The sequence below is a fragment of the Pseudomonas sp. LG1D9 genome, assembly GCF_002949995.1.
Taxonomy (GTDB): domain Bacteria; phylum Pseudomonadota; class Gammaproteobacteria; order Pseudomonadales; family Pseudomonadaceae; genus Aquipseudomonas; species Aquipseudomonas proteolytica.
This window is the reverse complement of the sequence record NZ_CP026881.1, coordinates 4,237,678-4,257,779: the sequence shown is the minus strand read 5'-3', so window position 1 is coordinate 4,257,779 and position 20,102 is coordinate 4,237,678. Positions and strand designations below refer to the sequence as shown.

The window sequence follows — 20,102 nt, the reverse complement described above, 5'->3', positions numbered from 1 at the left end:
TATCTGGTCCCAGGCTCAGTGTCCGGCTACAGTAAGGTCTTTGTCGAAAGGCTTTGTGCATGACTTTTTTGCGCCCTACCCTGCTGACGCTAGCTTGCCTGCTTGCCTCTCCAGGCTTCGCCGACGATCTGCCGTCACTTGGCGACGCCAGTTCTGCCATTGTCTCGCCACAACAGGAACACCAACTGGGCCGGGCCTGGCTGGCATTCCTGCGCGGGCAGGTCTCGGTCCTCAATGACCCGCAACTCAAGGATTACGTCGAAACCAGCGTTTACAAGCTGGTGGAGACCAGCCAGGTCAATGACCGGCGGCTGGAGTTCATCCTGATCAATAGCCCGCAACTTAACGCGTTTGCCGCACCGGGCGGGATTGTCGGGGTCAACGGCGGCCTGTTCCTCAACGCCCAGACCGAAGGCGAATACGCCTCGGTCATGGCTCACGAACTGGCGCACTTGTCGCAACGCCACTTCGCCCGTGGCGTGGAAGCCCAGCAACGGATGCAGATCCCGATGATGGCCGCGCTGCTCGGCGGGATTATCGCGGCAGCCGCCGGCGCCGGGGATGCCGGGATCGCTGCGATTGCCGGCAGCCAGGCCGCGGCCATCCAGGAGCAACGACGCTTCTCCCGGCAAAATGAACAGGAAGCCGACCGCATCGGCATCCTCAACATGGTCAAGGCCGGCTACGATCCGCGCTCGATGCCAACCATGTTCGAGCGCTTGATGCGCCAATACCGCTTCGATGCCAAGCCACCGGAATTCCTGCTGACGCACCCGGTCACCGAATCGCGGATCGCCGACACCCGTAACCGCGCCGAGCAAGCCAAGACCGGCGGCACCGAAGACAGCCTGCGTTATCAATTGATACGCGCCCGGGTCCAGCTGTATTACGAAGACACACCTGGGCTGGCCGCCAAGCGCTTCCGCGCCCAGCTGGATGAGAACCCAAAAAGCGATGTGGCGCGCTACGGCCTGGCCATCGCCCAGATCAAGGGCACCCAACTCAATGAGGCGCGGGAAACCCTCAAGCCGCTGCTGGCCAAGGCGCCCAACGACATCACCTACAACCTGGCGCAGATCGAGCTGGATATCACCAACAATCGCATGCCCGACGCGCAGCAACGTACCGATCGCATGCTGGCCCAGTACCCCAGCAACTACCCGTTGAACCAGGTGCGCGTGGACCTGCTGCTCAAGCAGAACCGTACGGCCGACGCGGAAAAGGCCCTGGAAGGCCTGCTCAAGTCGCGTTCCGATGATCCGGATGTGTGGTATCAGGTCGCCGAGACTCGCGGCCTGTCCGGCAATATCATCGGCTTGCATCAAGCCCGCGCCGAGTACTTCGCGCTGGTGGGCGACTTCCAGCAAGCGATCCAGCAATTGGACTTTGCCAAGCGCCGCGCCGGCAGCAATTTCCCGCTGTCGTCACGCATCGATGCGCGCCAGCGTGAGTTGATCGAACAGGAGCGCATCGTCAAAGGCATGATGAGCTAAACCCAGCGCCCACAAAAAAGCCCCGCTCTCGACTATCGAGAGCGGGGCTTTTTATTGACCCGCTACTAGCGCATTACTCCGCCAGTTTGAAGGTGATGAAGCTGGCGCGCCCTTGACGCAGGACCCGCATCGACACCGAGCGATTCTTCGGCAGCGCCTTGGCGATGTCGGTGAACTCCTTGGTGGAATTGATGGCCTGGTTGTTCAAGTGGGTAATCACGTCACCGGGTTGCAGGCCGATCAGGGCGGCCGGGCCGTCCTGAACTTCCTTGATCACCACACCGCTCTTGAGGTCGAAGCTCTTCTTCTGTTCGTCGGTCAACTCCACCACGGCGATGCCCAGGCGGTTGCTGCTGCGCTCGGCGCCGGATTTGCCGCCCAGCGCGAGTTCCTGGCCTTCTTCCGGAATGGCTCCGACAGTCAGTTCAACATTCTGACGCTTGCCTTCGCGGATCACTTCAAGCTTGGCCTTGCCACCTGCCTTGAGTGCGCCTACCAGATGCGGCAGGTCAGCAGACATGACAATCGGCTGGCCATTCATGCTGAGAATCACATCGCCAACCTTCAAGCCGCCTTTGGCAGCCGGGCCATCATCCTGAATCTGCGCGACCAGGGCACCAGCCGGCTTGTCCAGGCCAAAGGATTCAGCCAGGTCTTTGTTCACTTCCTGGATAACCACGCCCAACCAGCCACGGCTGACCTTGCCACCGTCCTTGAGTTGGTTGGAAACGTCCAGGGCCACATCAATCGGGATAGCGAAGGAGACCCCCATGAAACCACCGGAGCGGGTGTAGATCTGCGAGTTGATCCCCACCACTTCGCCCGCCAGGTTGAACAGCGGGCCACCGGAGTTGCCCGGGTTGATCGGCACGTCGGTCTGGATGAACGGTACATAGTTCTCGTTCGGCAGGCTGCGGCCGATAGCGCTGACGATGCCTTGGGTCACCGTATGGTCAAAGCCAAACGGCGAACCAATGGCCACCACCCATTGCCCGGCCTTGAGGTCCTGGGATTTACCCAGTTTCAACACCGGCAGGTCCTTGCCTTCGATCTTCAGCAAGGCGACGTCGGAACGTGGATCGGTGCCGACCAGCTTGGCCTTGAGCTCACTGCGGTCAGCCAGGCGTACGAGAATTTCGTCGGCGTCGGCGATCACATGATTGTTGGTCAGGATGTAGCCGTCGGGCGAAATGATAAAGCCCGAGCCCAGGGATTGCGCTTCGCGCTGACCACCGCCACCACGGGGCGAGCGCGGCTGGGGCATGCCACGCTCGAAGAACTCCCGCAGCATGGGCGGCAGGCCTTCAAGGTCGGGCATCTGCTGGTTCGAGACTTTACGATCCGGCAGCTTCTGGGTGGTACTGATGTTCACCACGGCAGGCGAAGCCTGCTCCACCAGTTGGGTGAAGTCAGGCAACTCCGCCGCTTGCGCGGAAACGGCCTGACCCAGCACCAGCACCGTGGCGACTATGGATAGGTAAGATTTCAAACGTGGTATCGACATACAGCTCCCGTTACGACGAGCAGGGTTGGGCGACAGGGTTCAATAAACGCCGAAGACTACTACTAGCGACGTCAACATTGCGTGAACAACACAAGGCCAGGGCCGAGGAGTTCTGACCTATAAAAAACATAAGGAGATTTTGCAAGTGAAAATACTCTCCAGAAGTTTCATGTTCTCGGCAGAAGAACAAGGCAACCTTCGCCTGTCTCCTGCAGCACTGTGAACGATCTGGATGAGCATAGGATTAACGGTTCAAGGCTTTTCGGGCGCCGGGCCACTGCGAACAGACAGGATTATCCGTTCGGCGGTCCCCATCGGAATCTCCCCGACAACCGTGGCAACGATGTCGCCCTCAGGCGTACTCATGCGACGGGATACCGCAACCGTAGGACCAAGCTGAACGCGGCTTTCGGTAGCAGCCTCGCCCGTCACAGGCTCAAGGAACAGTGAAAAACGCGCGAGCCCATCGTCATACATCAAACTGTTTACAACCACCTGGGTCTTGGGATCCTTGCGCGCGTCACTGCGGGTCAACTCGAACCCTGGCGGCAACCATTGCGGATGCCAAGCCTGGGCCTGGCCCGTTGGCGCTGACGCCTTATTGCTCGCAGGGGTCAACGGCTTGCAGTCGCTGCCTGGCTGCAAATCACGCGCATCGGGGGTTGTGGTCTTCAGTTGGGTGAACTGGAATCGCTCCAGCAATTGCCCCTTATCGTTAATCAGCAACGACTTGAGAGGCAGCGCGGTTTCACGATCCAGGTGCAACTCAAATCCGTAGCGGTACTGGTCACGCGGGGTCAGCGACACGATCACCGCTTTACGGCCGGCCACTAGCGACTTTCCGCTGACGACAATCTCGTAGAAAGGGTTGAGTTTTTGTGGGTCGAATTCGTGGGCGGAAGCGCCCGGGGAGTTATCGACGCCGGCCACCAGACTGCCGGAAACGCATTGGATGCGCCCATCGATACGCACAAGCTCCTGAGCCGATCCATCGAGCTGCAACAAGCGCTCATGAACCTGCCCGTTCTGGACGCGATGCCAGATCTCATGGGTAGAAAAACTACCGTTACGCTCGTAGATAAACGTGCCTTGGTAGCTTTGCTGCCCTGCCCGCCCAAGACGTTTCAGCCAATCCTGGCCTTCGTCGGCTTGGGCAGGAACTGCAAACCAGCCACTGAGCAAAAGCGCAAGGAGCGGTATGGCACGCATAAAGCTCCTTAGCGGTTTAGCGGTTTTCCAGGTTTGCAGCGCGAGCGTAAGGCAAGGCGCTTTCGGTGCCTTTTACCGCCGACTCCTGAGCGTGTTGACGCAGGTAGCCTGGCAGACGCTGGTCCTGCCAGCCGGATTGCCCTTGCAGCACGCCATTGGCCATCGGGCCTGGTGCTTCAGAGCTTTCCTTGTAGCCGGCCAGTACAGCTGGACCCTTGACCTGCGGACCGGCCATGACCGGTTGCTGGGTTTGCTGGGCCAGTTCGGCACCGGCGATCTCGTCCTGGTTGTACAGGCGCACACCAGCCAGTACGGCCACAGTCACCGAGGCAGCAACTGCCAAGCGACCCAGGCTACGCCACGGACCACGTGCAGCTTTTGCCGGAACGGCTTCATCGGCCAGCGCAGCAGAAACGGCCGCAGCAATATCCAGACGAGGGACTAGTAGATCCTTGTGCATCACCGCCCGAGCGACTTGGTAACGAGACCAGGTATCACGGGTTTCGGCGTCATCAAATGCATTGAGCACTCGACGAAGTTCCAGTTCATCCGCTTCGTTATCCATCACTGCGGACAGCGATTCCTGCAGGGCATCACGACTCATGGCGGTTCCTCTCTTGGCTGTCGCCGCTGTCTTTAGTTTTCCTGCAACAACGGTTGCAGGGCTTTATCGATGGCTTCCCGAGCCCGGAAAATCCGGGAGCGTACGGTCCCCACCGGACATTGCATGACGCTCGCAATGTCCTCGTAACTCAGACCATCGAATTCACGTAAAGTTAACGCCGTACGCAAATCTTCTGGCAGTTGCTGAATAGTGCGATGGACAGTGCCTTCGATCTCGTCGCGCAGCAATGCACGCTCCGGCGACTCGAGATCTTTGAGGCCGTGATCACCATCATAAAATTCAGCATCTTCCGAACTCACATCACTATCTGGCGGGCGGCGACCGCGAGAAACCAGATAGTTCTTCGCCGTGTTGATGGCGATGCGGTAAAGCCACGTGTAAAACGCACTGTCACCGCGAAAATTACCGAGTGCACGGTAAGCCTTGATAAAGGCTTCCTGTGCAACGTCCTGCGCTTCATGGGTGTCGTGCACAAACCGCACGATCAACCCGAGAATTTTGTGCTGGTATTTCAGCACTAGCAGATCAAATGCTCGCTTGTCGCCGCGTTGAACGCGCTCAACAAGCTGCTGATCCTCTTCCTGGGTTAGCATGAACACTCCTCGTTGTACTTGAAGGAGGCTTGCATAACTAAACGATCAGGCTTGCAAACATAGACTAGGACTTTTCGCAAAAGTTCTCCCCCTTCAAGCAAGTTTCCGGTGGGCTCTGTTTTGGCACACACGAAAAACGCAGCGCGGGCATAGCCGGCTGCGCGAATAATCTTGTCGCCGGTTTTCTGACGCTCCCATGCTCCAGGCCAATCAGTAAAACCAACGTTTTCCCAGCTTTCGGGCATCCTGTAATGGAGTCGGGCGGGATACAAAAGTTCCCATCTCCCTACCGGACCGCCTCATCAAAGCCGTGCAGTTCGTTCACCGTAGTCTCACAATGCCACGAATGCCCGGCTATTGTGCCGATAGCCCCCTCTATATACTAGTGGGCCGTGTGACCCTTTGATTCGCCGATCCAGGCGTCCTGTTTGCGCCACCCCTTCGGATCGCTTTTTGCGGAATCCCATAAATGAGCCAACAGTTTCAACACGATGTCCTGGTGATTGGTAGCGGCGCCGCAGGCTTGAGCCTTGCACTGACCCTGCCGAGCCATCTGCGCGTAGCTGTATTGAGCAAGGGCGACCTGGCCAACGGTTCGACGTTCTGGGCCCAGGGCGGAGTTGCTGCCGTGCTGGATGACACCGACACGGTGCAATCCCACGTTGAAGACACCCTCAACGCCGGCGGCGGCTTGTGTAACGAACAAGCAGTGCGTTTCACCGTCGAGCACAGCCGCGAAGCCATCCAGTGGCTGATCGACCAGGGCGTGCCGTTTACCCGTGATGAACATGCGGGCAGTGATGACGGTGGTTTCGAGTTCCACCTGACCCGTGAAGGCGGCCACAGCCACCGGCGCATCATCCATGCCGCCGATGCCACCGGCGCCGCGATCTTCAAGACCCTGCTGGCCCAGGCCCGGCAACGGCCGAATATCGAACTGCTGGAGCAACGGGTCGCCGTCGACCTGATCACCGAAAAACGCCTGGGCCTGGCCGGCGAGCGCTGCCTGGGGGCCTACGTCCTCAACCGCGCCAGCGGTGAAGTCGATACCTACGGCGCGCGTTTCACCATCCTGGCATCAGGTGGCGCCGCCAAAGTCTACCTCTACACCAGCAACCCCGACGGTGCCTGCGGGGATGGCATCGCCATGGCCTGGCGGTCGGGTTGCCGGGTGGCGAACCTGGAGTTCAACCAGTTTCACCCCACCTGCCTGTATCACCCCCAGGCCAAGAGTTTCCTGATCACCGAAGCCCTGCGGGGTGAAGGCGCCCACCTGAAGCTACCCAACGGCGAGCGCTTCATGCAGCGCTTCGACCCGCGTGCCGAACTGGCACCACGGGATATCGTGGCCCGCGCCATCGACCACGAGATGAAGCGCCTGGGCATCGATTGCGTCTACCTGGACATCAGCCACAAGCCAGCCGACTTCATCAAGACTCACTTCCCGACGGTCTACGAACGCTGCCTGGCCTTCAATATCGATATCACCAAAGGGCCGATCCCGGTGGTCCCGGCGGCGCACTACACCTGTGGCGGGGTGATGGTCGACCAGCAAGGCCGCACCGACGTCCCCGGCCTGTATGCGATTGGCGAAACCAGTTTCACCGGCCTGCACGGCGCCAACCGCATGGCCAGCAACTCGCTGCTCGAATGCTTCGTCTATGCCCGCTCCGCAGCCGCCGACATCCTCGAACAACTGCCGCGCATCCCGGTCCCGGCCGCCCTGCCCCGCTGGGACGCCAGCCAGGTCACCGACTCGGACGAGGACGTGATCATCGCCCACAACTGGGACGAGCTGCGGCGCTTCATGTGGGACTACGTGGGGATCGTGCGCACCAACAAGCGCTTGGCACGGGCGCAGCATCGTGTGCGGTTGTTGCTGGATGAGATCGACGAGTTCTACAGCAACTACAAGGTCAGCCGTGACCTGATCGAGTTGCGCAACCTGGCCCAGGTCGCCGAGCTGATGATCCGCTCGGCCATGGAGCGCAAGGAAAGCCGAGGCCTGCATTACACGCTCGACTACCCGCAGATGCTGCCAGAGGCCCTCGACACTATCCTGGTGCCAACCACCTACGCCGACTGAACTTCAAGCGTACCCGCAGGCGCCGATGGACATCGGCGGCCTGCGAAGCATGGGGTACGCACACCGAGCGCACCCGCCACTCCCCCGGCAACCGGTAGCGCAGCACCACGATCAGCGGCAACGCCAGGCTGTCAGGGCACAACTGTACGGCGTGCCAGCCTCGCGCCGCGCTCCACAATTGCCAGCCGTCGGCATTGCGGCGCAGGCCACGAACCGACGAACGGTGGGTCAAGCGAATATGACGCGGCAAGGTCCACAAGGCATGGGCCAGGCACGCCAGTACACCCAGTAGAGTAATTAAGACAGGTACAGCCAGCAGGTACAGCGCACCGAGTGCCAGCACCTGGGCAAGGAGATACGCCGCCAGCAACCGCCCGCAGGCCTGCCAGCGGCATTCAAAGCTATTACTTGGGCTGGACACGATCCAGGATCATCCGGACCATGCGTTGCAGCTCCGGATCTTCCGATTCGGCACGTTCCATGAACCAGCCGAACATATCCTGATCTTCGCAGGTCAGCAGCCTGACGTAGAGGTCGCGATCCACCTTATCGAGAGTCGCATAAACCTCTTTGGTGAAAGGCACCAGCAACACATCCAACTCCAGCATGCCGCGACGGCTGTGCCAGTACAGGCGATTGATTTCTACATCTTCGACCATGGAGCGCTCCTCAAATAGGGCGCAAGTATACAGGCCCACGCCCCTTGGAACAGTCGGCTTTGGTCGGGCTTATGAAACTACCCATTTACCGGGCGCCCCTCTATGATGCACCCATGACTTTCCAACTGCGATGACCCATGGCTGACTCTGCTTTTTTCTGCCCCCTGTCCCACGAAGGCGTCCTGGCCGTTCGCGGCGCTGACGCGGCCAAGTTCCTCCAGGGACAACTGACCTGCAACCTCAACTACCTCAACGACACCCACGCCAGCCTCGGCGCGCGCTGCACCCAAAAGGGCCGTATGCAGTCGAGCTTCCGTATCGTGCTGCAAGGTGACGGCGTGTTGCTGGCCATGGCCAGCGAACTGCTGGAGCCACAACTGGCGGACCTGAAAAAATACGCCGTGTTTTCCAAGTCCAAGCTCACGGACGAAAGCGCCGCCTGGGTTCGCTTCGGCCTGGCCGACGCTGACCAGGCAATCGCCAGCCTGGGCCTGGATTTGCCAGCCGAGACCGACAGCGTGGCGCGCCATGAAGAGCTGCTGGCCATTCGCGTCTCCCCCGGCCGCGCCGAACTCTGGGCGCCCGCCGCGCAAGCCGAGCCGCTGCGCAACCAACTGGCCGCAACACTTGCCGAAGGCGATCTCAATGCCTGGCTGCTGGGGCAGGTCCGCGCTGGCATCGGGCAGGTCATGGCCCAGACCCGCGAGCTGTTCATCCCGCAGATGCTCAACCTGCAGGCAGTTGGTGGCGTAAGTTTCAAGAAAGGCTGCTACACCGGCCAGGAAATCGTCGCCCGCATGCAATACCTGGGCAAACTCAAGCGGCGCCTGTACCGCCTGAGCCTGGATGGCGACGTATTGCCCGAACCAGGTACACCACTGTTTGCCCCCAGCCATAACAGTGCCATCGGCGAGGTGGTGATTGCCGCCCGGGCCGACGAAGGGATTGAACTTCTGGCGGTGCTGCAAGCCGAAGCAGCCGACAGTGGCGATGTGCATTTAGGTACGCTGGAAGGCCCGGGTCTCAAGTTGCTCGACCTGCCCTACCCACTGGACCGTGATCGCGAGATCCAGCGTTAATCGCCACACCCTTTTGCAGCACCCTAGAGAGCATGAATGAACAAACTGGCGGAAAAAGTCCAACAGGCGTTGGTGATGGCCATCGATAACGATGACCTGGTTCTGCCCACGTTACCGGAAGTGGCCCTGAAAATTCGTCAGGCCGCCGAAGACCCCGAAGTCAGCATCAGTCATTTAAGCAAAGTCATCAGCCGCGATACCGCCCTCACGGCGCGGCTGATCAAGGTGGTCAACAGCCCGCTGTTGCGTGCCTCCCAGGAAGTCACCGACCTGCACACCGCCATCACGCGCCTGGGCACCAACTACAGCAGCAACCTGGCGATCGGCCTGGTGATGGAACAAATCTTCCATGCCCGCTCAGAAGCCGTCGAACAGAAGATGCGTGAAGTCTGGCGCCGCAGCCTGGAAGTGGCGGGCGTCTGCTACGCCTTGTGCCGCAACCACAGCCAGCTCAAGCCGGACCAGGCTGCGCTCGGCGGGCTGGTGCACCAGATCGGCGTATTGCCGATCCTGACCTACGCCGAAGATCACTACGAACTGCTCTCTGACCCGGTCAGCCTCAACCATGTGATCGATAGCATCCACCCGCTGCTGGGGGACAAACTGCTGCGTGGCTGGGACTTCCCGGAAATGCTGGTGAATGTGCCCGCACACTACCAGGACCTTGAGCGCGACTCGGCCAGCCTGGACTATGTCGACCTGGTGCAAGTGGCCGTGCTGTATTGCCACAAGAACACCAACCACCCGCTGGCCCACACTGCGTTGTCGAACTTGCCGGCATTCAAGAAGCTGCGCATCGACCCGCTCAATGAAGTGGTGCGCACCGAGCTGGATGAAGCACGCTCAATGTTCTACTGACCCCCTGTAGGAGCGGGCTTGCCCGCGATGGTCGTCAACGATGGCGTTGGGCGCCTGGCACTCTGCGGCGGTCTGTCGCCCGCTATCGCAGGCAAGCCAGCTCCCACAGGTAAGCAGCTCGGCCCTCGCTGTCAGCCCGCGATAAAACTTACCCGCACCTTGAGCCCTTTGAGCTCGCCATCATGCAGGCTGATCTGGGCCAGGTGCGCGCGGCAGATCTCCCCGACAATCGCCAACCCCAGGCCTGACCCCGCGCCCTGCTGGTTGCGCCGATAGAAGCGCTCGAACACCCGGTCGCGCTCATCCAGCGGAATGCCTGGGCCATCATCTTCCACTTCCAGCACCGCCGGCGCGGTGACCCGCAGGATCACGTTGCCACCTGATGGCGTGTGCGCCAGGGCGTTATCCACCAGGTTGCTCAACAGCTCGTTCAGCAAGGTCGGCTCGCCGCGCAACCACACCGGCTGATCCGCCTCCAATGCCAATGCCACGCCGCGAGCATGGGCCAGGGGCGCCATGGCCATGCCCAATTCACGGGCCAGTTGACTGAGGTCGAGCAACTGCGCCCCCCCTTCAGCAATCGCCCGCGCACCGTTTTCGATGCGTGCCAGGGACAGCAACTGATTGGCCAGGTGGGTCAAGCGATCCGTACCTTGCGCCGCCGTCTCCAGGGTGCTGCGCCAGATGGCCGGCTCCTCGGCGCGCAGGCCCAATTCCAGCCGGGCCTTGAGCGCGGCCAATGGGGTGCGCAACTCGTGGGAAGCGTCGGCAATAAACTGGGCCTGGCGCTCGAACTGCCCGCGCAGGCGTTCGGTAAAGTGGTTCAAGGCCCGCACCAGCGGCCCCAGTTCGTGCTGCACTTCAACCAGCGGCAGCGGCCGCAGATCATCCGGCTGGCGTTCTTCCACCGCCGTGCGCAATCGCTCCAGCGGGCGCAGCGCCGCACTTACCGCAAACCACACCAGCAGCAAGGCGCCAATGGCCAGCATCCCCAGGCGCAGCAAGGTATCGGCCATCAGGCTGCGGGCCATGCTGACGCGGGCTTCGTCGGTTTCTGCCACGCGGATTTCGGCCATGCCATTCATGTTCGGTTCCGACACCGCCTTGAGCAGGCTCACCACCCGCACATTCTGCCCCTGGTACTTGGCGTTATAGAAACGCGCCAAGGCCGGATAATCGTCGGTGCGCGGCGTGCCCGGCGGCGGGCCTGGCAGGTGTTCGTAGCCAGAAATCAGCTTCTGGTGAATATCATTGACCTGGTAATAAATCCGCCCGGCACTGTCATAGGCGAATGTGTCCAGTGCCACGTAGGGCACATCGGCGCTGAGGGTGCCGTCGCGCTGGGACAGGCCGGCGGCGATGGTCCGCGCCGAGGCCAGCAACGTGCGGTCGTAGGCGGTGTCTGCCGCCTCGCGACCGTTCCAGTAGGCGCTCAAGCCGCTGGCCAGCATCAACACCACCAACAGCAATGCCAGGTTCCACAGCAGGCGCCATCGCAGGCTGCTGTGCTTACGCATCACGGGCTTCCAGCAAGTATCCAAGACCACGGAAAGTGACGATGGCGACCGGCTGCCCATCGAGTTTCTTGCGCAAGCGGTGCACATAGATTTCGATGGCATCGGGGCTGGCTTCCTCATCCAGGCCAAACACCTGGGACGCCAGTTGCTCCTTGCTCATGACCCGACCAGGGCGGGCGATCAGCGCTTCGAGCACCGCCTGCTCACGGGAGGTCAACGTCAGCAGCTCACCACCGAGGGTGAAACGCCGGGTTTCCACGTCATACACCAGCACGCCACAGGTCTGCTGCCGCTCGCCACCCAGCACGCTGCGGCGCAGCAGCGCCTTGACCCTGGCTTCCAGTTCAGTCAGTTCAAAGGGTTTGGCCAGATAGTCATCGGCGCCCAGGTTAAGGCCATGTACCCGGTCCTTTACATCGCTGCGGGCAGTCAGCATCAACACCGGAAGATTTTTGCCACGGGCCCGCAGGCGCGCCAGCACCTCGAAACCATCCATGCGCGGCAAGCCCACATCGAGAATCGCCACGGCGTATTCCTCGCTGCTCAAGGCCAGGTCCGCCGCCACGCCATCGTGCAACACATCCACCGTCAACCCCGTGCTCTTGAGCGCCTGGGCCACACTTTCGGCCAGTTGCAGATGGTCTTCGACGAGCAGGACACGCATGGGTTTGTACCTCGTTGAGGGGTGGCCGGTGCCACCCTTTGTTTACCAACTCGCGGCGCAGTTTACAGCCGCGGCCTGTGCTGTGAAGCCCGAAAACATTGAAAGGACGCTGAAAGGTTAGTGAAAGGTTCGCCCATTAGCATCCGGAAACGGACGGTTACACCTTCCGAGCTATTTCACCCATAGCGCCCGAAAAACGCCTCGAAGCGTTTTCGCCTCATAAGAACAATAACGGAGTGCATCACGATGCTGTCGACACAGCCCCAGGCTTGCCCGCCTGTTCGTTTTTCCCGCCTGACCCAGACCGCCCTCGCCAGTGCCGCTGCCCTTGCCGGCTTTTCGCCGCTTAGCCAGGCTGCCTTCTTTGAAGACAGTAGCGCGACCCTGGAAACCCGCAACATGTACTTCAACCGCGACTTTCGCGACGGTACCAGCGCCCAGCAGTCCAAGCGCGACGAGTGGGCCCAGGGCTTCATGCTCAACCTGCAATCAGGCTACACCGACGGCACTGTCGGTTTTGGCGTAGATGCGCTGGGCATGCTCGGGGTCAAGCTCGACTCCAGCCCCGACCGCACCGGCAGCGGCCTGCTGCCCACCCACGATGATGGCCGCGCCGCTGACGAGTACTCCAAGCTGGGCCTGACCGGCAAAGTGAAAATCTCCGCCACTGAGCTTAAGGTCGGTTCGCTGATCCCCGAGTTGCCAATCCTCAAGGCCAACGACGGGCGCATCCTGCCGCAGACCTTCAACGGTGGCCTGCTGACCTCCAAGGAGTTCAAAAACCTGACGTTCACCGGCGGGCGCCTGGACAAGGCCAAGGACCGCGACGACACCAACTACGAGGACATTGCCCTCAACAACAAGAACAGCCGCTTCCTCAGCGGAGCCACCGGCAAGCACTTCAACTTCGGTGGCGTGGACTACAAGTTTGCCGAGAAGATCACCGGCAGCTACCACTTCGCCCAACTGGACGACGTGTACCGCCAACACTTCCTCGGCGTGGTCGCCTCAACGCCCATGGGCCCGGGCACCTTCGGCACCGACCTGCGCCTGGCCATCAGCGATGACACCGGCAGCGCGCGCGGCGGCAGCATTGACAACAAATCCCTCAACGGCATTTTCAGCTACGCCCTCAACGGCCATAAACTGAGCGCCGGCTACCAGCACATGTCCGGTGATAGCGCATTCCCGTATGTGGATGGCAGCGACCCGTACCTGGTCAACTTTGTACAGATCAACGACTTTGCCGGCGCCGAAGAACGCTCCTGGCAGGCCCGTTACGACTACGATTTTGCCAAGCTGGGGATCCCCGGCCTGAGCTTCATGAGCCGCTACTTGTCCGGTGACAACATCAAGCTCAAGAATGGCGACACCGGCAAAGAGTGGGAACGCAACACCGAAATCAAATACGTGGTGCAAAGCGGCGCGCTCAAGGACGTGGCCGTGCGCCTGCGTAACGCCACCTACCGCTCCAACTACTCGGCCCGGGACGCAGACGAAGTGCGCGTGCTGGTCAGTTACAGCGTCGCACTGTGGTAACCCTGAAAGTCATACCCCCAATAACAACAATGACGGAGTTCCCCATGTCCTCATCCCTGCGTAAATTTGCCCTGGCCGCCGGCTGCATGTTGTTCGCCGGCCAACTGCTGGCCGCCGATGAACCCAAGCGCCCGGAGTGCATCGCACCGGCCTCCCCCGGCGGCGGTTTTGACCTGACGTGCAAACTGGTGCAAAGCGCACTGGTCAACGAGAAGCTGCTGAGCAAGCCGATGCGCGTGACCTACATGCCTGGCGGCGTGGGTGCGGTGGCCTATAACGCCGTCGTGGCCCAGCGCCCCGCCGATGCTGGCACGCTGGTAGCCTGGTCCAGTGGTTCCCTGCTGAACCTGGCCCAGGGCAAATTCGGGCGGTTCGATGAAAGCGCAGTGAAATGGCTGGCCGCGGTTGGCACCAGCTATGGCGCGATTGCGGTGAAAGCCGATTCGCCCTACAAGAGCCTCGATGACCTGGTACAGGCGCTGAAGAAAGATCCGAGCAAAGTAGTGATTGGTTCCGGCGGCACCGTCGGCAGCCAGGACTGGATGCAGACCGCCCTGATCGCCAAGGCTGCCGGAATCAACCCCCGCGACCTGCGTTATGTGGCCCTCGAAGGCGGCGGTGAAATCGCCACTGCCCTGCTCGGCGGGCATATCCAGGTGGGCAGTACCGACATCTCCGACTCCATGCCCCACATCCTCAGCGGCGATATGCGCCTGCTCGCGGTGTTCTCCGAAGAGCGCCTGGACGAGCCGGAAATGAAGAATATTCCGACCGCCAAAGAGCAAGGCTACGACATCGTCTGGCCGGTGGTACGTGGTTTCTACCTTGGGCCAAAAGTCAGCGATGCCGACTACGCCTGGTGGAAGGATGCGTTCGACAAACTGCTGGCCTCCGAAGAGTTCGCCAAGCTGCGTGACCAGCGCGAGCTGTTCCCCTTCGCCATGACCGGCCAGGAGCTGGACACCTACGTGAAGAAACAGGTGGCTGACTACAAAGTGCTGGCCAAAGAGTTCGGCCTGATCCAGTAATCGCCCCTGTCATGTAATGCCCCTGTAGGAGCGAGCTTGCTCGCGAAAAACGTCAACGAAAACGCGGTTCAACTGGTTTGACGCGGCGCTTTCACGTTCTTCGCGAGCAAGCTCGCGCCTACAAAGGTGGCCTTGGAGTTTCCTATGCTCTTACAACGCATTTTCGCCGCAGTGCTGCTGCTGGCCTGCGCCGGCCTGGCGCTGATGGCCTGGCCGTACCAGGCGTCCTTTTCCTACGAACCCGTGGGGCCGCGGGCCTACCCGCTGCTGATGCTCGGGCTGATGAGCCTGGCACTGATCTACATGCTGTTTCGCCCGCAGCCGACCAAGCACACCGAAGAAGAGCCCGCCCTCGACCGTCAGACCCTGTTCAAGATCGGTATCTGCGTCGCGCTGCTGATCGTGTTCGCCGGCACCTTCGAACCCTTGGGTTTTATCCTCAGCAGCATGCTGATCGGCATCCCCATGGCGCGCCTGTATGGCGGCCGCTGGATGCCCAGCGTGGTAATCGTCAGCCTGATGGCCATTGGTCTTTATCTGCTCTTTGATAAAGCCATGGACGTGCCGCTGCCCCTCGGTCTGCTCGACGTTCTGGAGAACTGATATGGATACTTTTGGCTATTTGGGCCAGGGCTTCGGCGTCGCACTGAGCCCCTACAACCTGGTGACCGCGCTGTGCGGCACCCTGATCGGCACCGTGGTCGGCCTGCTGCCGGGCCTGGGCCCGATCAATGGCGTGGCACTGTTGATCCCCATCGCCTTTGCCCTGGGCCTGCCGCCAGAATCGGCCTTGATTCTGCTGGCAGCCGTGTACCTGGGTTGCGAATACGGCGGGCGTATCAGCTCGATCCTGCTGAACATCCCAGGCGAAGCTTCCACCGTGATGACTACCCTGGACGGCTACCCAATGGCCCGCAAAGGCCTGGCCGGCGTGGCCCTGTCGTTGTCGGCATGGAGTTCGTTTATCGGCGCGTTTATCGCCACCTGCGGCATGGTGCTGTTTGCCCCGCTGCTGGCCAAATGGGCGATTGCCTTCGGGCCGGCGGAATACTTCGTGCTGATGGTATTTGCCATCGTTTGCCTCGGTGGCATGGCCGGTGACAAACCGCTGAAGACCTTTGTAGCGGCGCTGATCGGCCTGTTCCTGTCGGCGGTGGGTATTGACGCCAACAGCGGCGTTTACCGCTTTACCGGCGACAATATTCACCTGACCGACGGCATCCAGTTTGTGGTGCTGGTACTGGGCCTGTTCTCCATCAGCGAGATCCTGCTGCTGCTGGAAAAAACCCATCGTGGCCAGGAGGCGGTAAAAGCCACTGGGCGGATGATGTTCAACCTGAAGGAAGCTTCTGCGGTATTTGTAGTTAACATCCGCTGTGGCCTGCTGGGCTTCATCATGGGCGTACTGCCCGGGGCGGGTGCCACCCTGGCGTCAGCCGTGGCCTACATGACCGAGAAACGCCTGGCCGGTGCCAGTGGTAAATTCGGGCAAGGCGACATGCGTGGCCTGGCCGCGCCAGAAACCGCCATCGGCGCCTCCGCCTGCGGTGCGCTGGTACCGATGTTGACCCTCGGCGTACCGGGCTCGGGTACCACGGCGGTGATGATCGGCGCGTTGTCGCTGTACAACATCACCCCTGGCCCGCTGTTGTTCCAACAGCAGCCGGATATCGTCTGGGGCCTGATCGCTTCGTTGTTTATCGCCAACATCATGCTGGTGATCCTCAACATCCCGATGATCCGCATCTTCACCCGCATCCTCGCCGTGCCGAACTGGGCACTGGTGCCGGTGATCGCCATCATCACCGCGATTGGTGTGTACGCGGTCCACGCCACCACCTTCGACCTGTTCCTGATGGTGGGTATCGGTATCTTCGGCTACATCCTGCGCAAGCTGGACTTCCCGCTGTCACCAGTGTTGCTGGGCTTTATCCTCGGCGGCCTGATGGAGCAGAACCTGCGCCGGGCGCTGTCGATCTCCAACGGCGATTTGCAGATTCTCTGGTCGAGCCCGATCACCTTTGGCGTCTGGGTACTGACGGCATTGATGCTGGCCTTCCCGCTGATCCGCATCTACCGCAAACGGGCCCTGCAGCGTCGCGCCGTGGCCGATGTCTGAAGTCACCTTTAAACAATGGTGGGCAACACCGCTGGTCGGTCTGGCCGGCGGTTACCTGGCCAGCCTGGTCGGCTGGCCTTTGCCGTATATGGTCGGTTCGTTGCTGGCGATCATCCTGGTGCGCTGCCTCACGCCCTGGCAGTTGGGCGAGATTCCCGGCGGTCGCAAATGTGGGCAATGGGTGGTGGGCATCGGTATCGGCCTGCACTTCACCCCGATGGTGATCGAGCAGGTGATGAGCCACTTTGGCCTGATCTTCTTCGGCGCGCTGGTCACCAGCCTGTCGAGCATTGTCGGTGTGTGGTTGATGCGCCGCAGCGGTGAAGACCGTGCAACGGCGTTTTTCTCGAGTATGCCGGGCGGCTCCGGCGAGATGGTCAACCTCGGTGCGCGTAATGGCGCGGTACTCAGCCGCGTGGCAGCAGGCCAGAGTCTGCGGGTGTTGTTGGTGGTGCTGTGCGTACCGGCGATCTTCAAATATTTGCTCGGCGGCGGCGCACCACAATTTCACCCGGCACCCGTGGACTGGGCCTGGCTGGCCGTGCTGTTTCCCATCGGCGCCCTGGTCGCCTGGGGCTGGCAGCGTCTGCACCAGCCCAATCCGTGGTTGTTCGGGCCGTTGCTGGTCAGCGCCATTGCCAGCATCACCTGGGATCTGCACATCGGCCTGCCCGATGGCGGCAGTCAGGTCGGCCAATGGTTGATCGGCAGCGGCCTGGGTTGCCACTTCAACCGGCAGTTCTTTCGTCGGGCGCCCGCCTTCATGGGCCGCACCTTGATCGGCACAGTGCTGACCATGTTGATCGCCACCCTGGCGGCGGTAGGTTTGAGTGCGCTGACGCAGTTGGATCTGCGCTCGCTGACGCTGGGCATGATGCCCGGTGGGATTGCCGAAATGAGCCTCACGGCCGAGACCCTGCAACTGTCGGTGCCGTTGGTGACGGCAATGCAGGTGATGCGGTTGTTGTTTGTGCTGTTCCTCGCGGAACCATTATTCCGCCACTGGAACCGCCAGCCGGACACCGTCTAAAACCTGGCACAACCCTAATGTGTGCGGGCTTGCTCGCGAAGGCGGTGGCTCAGTTGATAAATACTTGACTGATCCACCGCCTTCGCGAGCAAGCCCGCTCCCACACAATCACGCCTCACATCCTTTGGTGTTGGGCCTTAGATGGGCGGCAAACGCCACTCGATCGGCGTCTCGCCATTCTGCTCAAGAAACTTGTTCGTCCGGCTGAAATGCCCGCAGCCCAAAAACCCGCGATACGCCGACAATGGCGACGGATGCACCGAAGTCAGCACCAAATGCTTGGTGGCATCAATCAGCTTCTGCTTGCCCTGGGCATGCGCCCCCCACAGCAGGAACACCAGGTGCGGCTGATGCTCGCTGACCACTTCAATCACCCGGTCAGTGAAGAACTGCCAGCCCTTGCCCGCATGGGCGTTGGCTGTCGCACGTTCCACGGTCATGGTGGTGTTGAGCAGCAACACGCCCTGGTCGGCCCAGCTTTGCAGGCAACCATGGTTGGGAATGTCGATATTGAGGTCGCGCTTGAGCTCTTTATAGATGTTGAGCAGCGACGGCGGCGTCGGCACGCCCGGCTGCACCGAGAAGCACAGGCCATGGGCCTGGCCCGGGCCGTGGTAGGGGTCCTGGCCGAGGATCACCACCTTGACCTTGTCCAGCGGCGTGGAGTTGAGCGCATTGAAAATCAACGGGCCCGGCGGGTAGATCTCTTTGCCTGCCGCATGCTCCTGGCGCAGGAACTCGCGCAACTCGTTCATGTACGGCTGCTCGAACTCCTCGCGCAGGGCGTGTTTCCAGCTCGGTTCGAGTTTGATACGGTCGTCGGAAGTCATCAGAAACACATCATGTAAAAAGAGTGGGCGAACCCTAGGAAAGCCCACCCCACTTGTCAATTGATCTGACGCATAACCGGCACATTCCCACGAAGGGATCATACTCAACGTTCAATTTACCGATTGAGGTCATGATGAATCTGCACTTCGAAGAGCTCACTGGCACCGATGGGGCCCGTATCGGCATCGCCAGCCTGGACGCGGAAAAATCCCTCAATGCCCTCTCCCTCCCGATGATCCTGGCCCTGGGCGAACGCCTGGACCACTGGGCCAGGGACCCGCAAATCGTCTGCGTGCTGCTGCGCGGCAACGGAGCCAAGGCGTTCTGCGCCGGCGGTGAAGTGCGCAGCCTGGCCCAGGCCTGTCGTGAGCAGCCGGGTGAAGTGCCGGCGTTGGCTGCACAGTTTTTTGCTGCGGAATATCGTCTCGACTATCGCTTGCATACCTACCCCAAGCCACTGATCTGCTGGGGCCATGGCTATGTGCTGGGCGGCGGCATGGGCTTGCTGCAAAGCGCAGCCATCCGCGTGGTCACACCGAGCAGCCGCCTGGCCATGCCGGAAATCAGCATCGGCCTGTACCCGGATGTGGGCGCCAGTTGGTTCCTCTCACGCCTGCCGGGCAAGCTCGGCCTGTTTCTCGGTCTCACTGGGGCCCATATGAATGGTCGCGACGCCCTGGACCTGGGCCTGGCCGACCGTTTCCTGCTGGATGAACAACAGGACGAGATGCTCGAAGGCCTGCTGCAGTTGAATTGGCAGGAGCAGACGGCGATGCAACTCAACAGCCTGTTCAAGGCCCTGGCCCAGGAAGCCGTCAGCCAGCAGCCCGCGCCGCAGTGGCTGCCACGACGCCAGCAAATCGACGATTGGCTGGATGTGGGCGACGTGTGCGGCGCCTGGCGCGCGTTGAGCCAGTTGCGCGAGCATGCCGACCCGCTGTTCAGCCGGGCCGGCAAGACATTGAGCGAGGGCTGCCCACTGACCGCCCATCTGGTGTGGGAGCAGATCCGACGGGCGCGCCACCTGTCCCTGTCAGAGGTTTTCCAGATGGAGTACACCTTGAGCCTCAATTGCTGTCGGCACCCGGAGTTCAGTGAAGGGGTACGGGCACGTCTGATCGACAAGGATCAGCAGCCCCATTGGCATTGGCCGGATATCAAGCGCGTTCCCGAGGCGGTGGTCGAGGCGCACTTTCACAAGGCCTGGGAAGGACGCCATCCGCTGGCGGACCTGTCTGACGTATGACAGAGCGGCGTCAGGCAATTGG

The 20,102-nt window shown here is 61.2% G+C and carries 19 protein-coding genes; 10 read left to right on the top strand and 9 right to left on the bottom strand.

The window, feature by feature from the left end; all coding sequences use genetic code 11:
- Positions 1–59 precede the first annotated feature (59 nt).
- A complete protein-coding gene (locus tag C5F71_RS19900; RefSeq protein WP_029299078.1) occupies positions 60–1,493 on the top strand; it encodes a M48 family metalloprotease in 1,434 nt (477 codons plus the stop codon).
- 73 nt (positions 1,494–1,566) lie between these two features.
- Here the strand turns inward: C5F71_RS19900 and C5F71_RS19895 are convergent, their stop codons facing one another.
- The 4 genes from C5F71_RS19895 to rpoE all read right to left on the bottom strand — a co-directional run bounded on the left by C5F71_RS19895 (position 1,567) and on the right by rpoE (position 5,424).
- The gene (locus C5F71_RS19895) at positions 1,567–2,997 is read right to left on the bottom strand and encodes a DegQ family serine endoprotease (protein ID WP_092234285.1); all 1,431 of its coding nucleotides are present in this window, start codon (positions 2,995–2,997) and stop codon (positions 1,567–1,569) included.
- 252 nt (positions 2,998–3,249) lie between these two features.
- Positions 3,250–4,206: a MucB/RseB C-terminal domain-containing protein gene (locus C5F71_RS19890; RefSeq protein WP_092234282.1), complete on the bottom strand. Its 957-nt coding sequence runs from the start codon at positions 4,204–4,206 to the stop codon at positions 3,250–3,252.
- 16 nt (positions 4,207–4,222) lie between these two features.
- Positions 4,223–4,810 (bottom strand): sigma-E factor negative regulatory protein, encoded by a 588-nt coding sequence (locus tag C5F71_RS19885; RefSeq protein WP_029299081.1) that lies wholly within the window; start codon positions 4,808–4,810, stop codon positions 4,223–4,225.
- 32 nt (positions 4,811–4,842) lie between these two features.
- Positions 4,843–5,424, bottom strand: coding sequence for an RNA polymerase sigma factor RpoE (gene rpoE, locus C5F71_RS19880; protein WP_003172477.1), 582 nt, complete (start codon positions 5,422–5,424; stop codon positions 4,843–4,845).
- A 469-nt stretch (positions 5,425–5,893) separates the two neighbouring features.
- Between rpoE and nadB the strand changes: the two genes are divergently transcribed.
- Entirely contained in the window at positions 5,894–7,510 is a 1,617-nt protein-coding gene (gene nadB, locus C5F71_RS19875; RefSeq protein ID WP_104911782.1) for an L-aspartate oxidase, read from the top strand.
- Here the strand turns inward: nadB and C5F71_RS19870 are convergent.
- Both C5F71_RS19870 and C5F71_RS19865 read right to left on the bottom strand, forming a co-directional pair.
- The gene (locus C5F71_RS19870) at positions 7,479–7,931 is read right to left on the bottom strand and encodes a hypothetical protein (RefSeq protein ID WP_092234256.1); all 453 of its coding nucleotides are present in this window, start codon (positions 7,929–7,931) and stop codon (positions 7,479–7,481) included. The genes nadB and C5F71_RS19870 overlap by 32 nt on opposite strands.
- Positions 7,915–8,169, bottom strand: coding sequence for a succinate dehydrogenase assembly factor 2 (locus C5F71_RS19865; RefSeq protein WP_017736358.1), 255 nt, complete (start codon positions 8,167–8,169; stop codon positions 7,915–7,917). Before C5F71_RS19865 ends, C5F71_RS19870 begins: the two co-directional genes overlap by 17 nt.
- Before the next feature lie 137 nt (positions 8,170–8,306).
- Here C5F71_RS19865 and C5F71_RS19860 point away from each other — a divergent pair, with 137 nt between their 5' ends.
- The gene (locus C5F71_RS19860) at positions 8,307–9,248 is read left to right on the top strand and encodes a folate-binding protein YgfZ (RefSeq protein ID WP_092234253.1); all 942 of its coding nucleotides are present in this window, start codon (positions 8,307–8,309) and stop codon (positions 9,246–9,248) included.
- Positions 9,249–9,284: 36 nt separating this feature from the next.
- The gene (locus C5F71_RS19855; RefSeq protein WP_029299085.1) at positions 9,285–10,106 is read left to right on the top strand and encodes an HDOD domain-containing protein; all 822 of its coding nucleotides are present in this window, start codon (positions 9,285–9,287) and stop codon (positions 10,104–10,106) included.
- A gap of 131 nt (positions 10,107–10,237) precedes the next feature.
- Here the strand turns inward: C5F71_RS19855 and C5F71_RS19850 are convergent, their stop codons facing one another.
- Complete coding sequence (locus C5F71_RS19850; protein ID WP_065943869.1) at positions 10,238–11,623, bottom strand: sensor histidine kinase; 1,386 nt, start codon at positions 11,621–11,623, stop codon at positions 10,238–10,240.
- Positions 11,616–12,287 carry a response regulator gene (locus tag C5F71_RS19845; RefSeq protein WP_029299087.1) on the bottom strand — a complete coding sequence of 224 codons (672 nt, stop codon included), beginning with the start codon at positions 12,285–12,287 and terminating at the stop codon, positions 11,616–11,618. The genes C5F71_RS19850 and C5F71_RS19845 overlap by 8 nt, the downstream gene beginning before the upstream one ends.
- A gap of 246 nt (positions 12,288–12,533) precedes the next feature.
- On the opposite strand from C5F71_RS19845, the gene C5F71_RS19840 reads away from it, so the two are divergent.
- From C5F71_RS19840 to C5F71_RS19820, 5 genes are all read left to right on the top strand, one after another.
- Positions 12,534–13,826 carry an OprD family porin gene (locus C5F71_RS19840; protein ID WP_029299088.1) on the top strand — a complete coding sequence of 431 codons (1,293 nt, stop codon included), beginning with the start codon at positions 12,534–12,536 and terminating at the stop codon, positions 13,824–13,826.
- A gap of 44 nt (positions 13,827–13,870) precedes the next feature.
- Complete coding sequence (locus tag C5F71_RS19835; RefSeq protein ID WP_029299089.1) at positions 13,871–14,854, top strand: tripartite tricarboxylate transporter substrate binding protein; 984 nt, start codon at positions 13,871–13,873, stop codon at positions 14,852–14,854.
- Positions 14,855–14,998: 144 nt separating this feature from the next.
- Positions 14,999–15,457: a tripartite tricarboxylate transporter TctB family protein gene (locus C5F71_RS19830; protein ID WP_029299090.1), complete on the top strand. Its 459-nt coding sequence runs from the start codon at positions 14,999–15,001 to the stop codon at positions 15,455–15,457.
- Position 15,458: 1 nt separating this feature from the next.
- On the top strand, positions 15,459–16,973 hold the full coding sequence (locus C5F71_RS19825) for a tripartite tricarboxylate transporter permease (RefSeq protein WP_029299091.1): 1,515 nt from the start codon (positions 15,459–15,461) through the stop codon (positions 16,971–16,973).
- Positions 16,966–18,003: an AbrB family transcriptional regulator gene (locus C5F71_RS19820; RefSeq protein ID WP_029299092.1), complete on the top strand. Its 1,038-nt coding sequence runs from the start codon at positions 16,966–16,968 to the stop codon at positions 18,001–18,003. Before C5F71_RS19825 ends, C5F71_RS19820 begins: the two co-directional genes overlap by 8 nt.
- 137 nt (positions 18,004–18,140) lie before the next feature.
- Here the strand turns inward: C5F71_RS19820 and ung are convergent, their stop codons facing one another.
- Positions 18,141–18,836: a uracil-DNA glycosylase gene (gene ung / locus C5F71_RS19815; protein ID WP_166647838.1), complete on the bottom strand. Its 696-nt coding sequence runs from the start codon at positions 18,834–18,836 to the stop codon at positions 18,141–18,143.
- Positions 18,837–18,967: 131 nt separating this feature from the next.
- Between ung and C5F71_RS19810 the strand changes: the two genes are divergently transcribed.
- Complete coding sequence (locus C5F71_RS19810) at positions 18,968–20,080, top strand: enoyl-CoA hydratase/isomerase family protein (protein WP_104911781.1); 1,113 nt, start codon at positions 18,968–18,970, stop codon at positions 20,078–20,080.
- Positions 20,081–20,102: the final 22 nt, after the last annotated feature.

Coding starts and splice junctions, on each gene's coding strand:
- C5F71_RS19845 (WP_029299087.1), bottom strand. CDS start 12,287: ATGCGTGTCCTGCTCGTCGAAGACCATCTGCAACTGGCCGAAAGTGTG.
- C5F71_RS19820 (WP_029299092.1), top strand. CDS start 16,966: ATGTCTGAAGTCACCTTTAAACAATGGTGGGCAACACCGCTGGTCGGT.
- C5F71_RS19840 (WP_029299088.1), top strand. CDS start 12,534: ATGCTGTCGACACAGCCCCAGGCTTGCCCGCCTGTTCGTTTTTCCCGC.
- C5F71_RS19885 (WP_029299081.1), bottom strand. CDS start 4,810: ATGAGTCGTGATGCCCTGCAGGAATCGCTGTCCGCAGTGATGGATAAC.
- C5F71_RS19855 (WP_029299085.1), top strand. CDS start 9,285: ATGAACAAACTGGCGGAAAAAGTCCAACAGGCGTTGGTGATGGCCATC.
- C5F71_RS19810 (WP_104911781.1), top strand. CDS start 18,968: ATGAATCTGCACTTCGAAGAGCTCACTGGCACCGATGGGGCCCGTATC.
- C5F71_RS19890 (WP_092234282.1), bottom strand. CDS start 4,206: ATGCGTGCCATACCGCTCCTTGCGCTTTTGCTCAGTGGCTGGTTTGCA.
- C5F71_RS19895 (WP_092234285.1), bottom strand. CDS start 2,997: ATGTCGATACCACGTTTGAAATCTTACCTATCCATAGTCGCCACGGTG.
- C5F71_RS19900 (WP_029299078.1), top strand. CDS start 60: ATGACTTTTTTGCGCCCTACCCTGCTGACGCTAGCTTGCCTGCTTGCC.
- C5F71_RS19860 (WP_092234253.1), top strand. CDS start 8,307: ATGGCTGACTCTGCTTTTTTCTGCCCCCTGTCCCACGAAGGCGTCCTG.
- C5F71_RS19865 (WP_017736358.1), bottom strand. CDS start 8,169: ATGGTCGAAGATGTAGAAATCAATCGCCTGTACTGGCACAGCCGTCGC.
- C5F71_RS19850 (WP_065943869.1), bottom strand. CDS start 11,623: ATGCGTAAGCACAGCAGCCTGCGATGGCGCCTGCTGTGGAACCTGGCA.
- rpoE (WP_003172477.1), bottom strand. CDS start 5,424: ATGCTAACCCAGGAAGAGGATCAGCAGCTTGTTGAGCGCGTTCAACGC.
- nadB (WP_104911782.1), top strand. CDS start 5,894: ATGAGCCAACAGTTTCAACACGATGTCCTGGTGATTGGTAGCGGCGCC.
- C5F71_RS19830 (WP_029299090.1), top strand. CDS start 14,999: ATGCTCTTACAACGCATTTTCGCCGCAGTGCTGCTGCTGGCCTGCGCC.
- C5F71_RS19825 (WP_029299091.1), top strand. CDS start 15,459: ATGGATACTTTTGGCTATTTGGGCCAGGGCTTCGGCGTCGCACTGAGC.
- C5F71_RS19835 (WP_029299089.1), top strand. CDS start 13,871: ATGTCCTCATCCCTGCGTAAATTTGCCCTGGCCGCCGGCTGCATGTTG.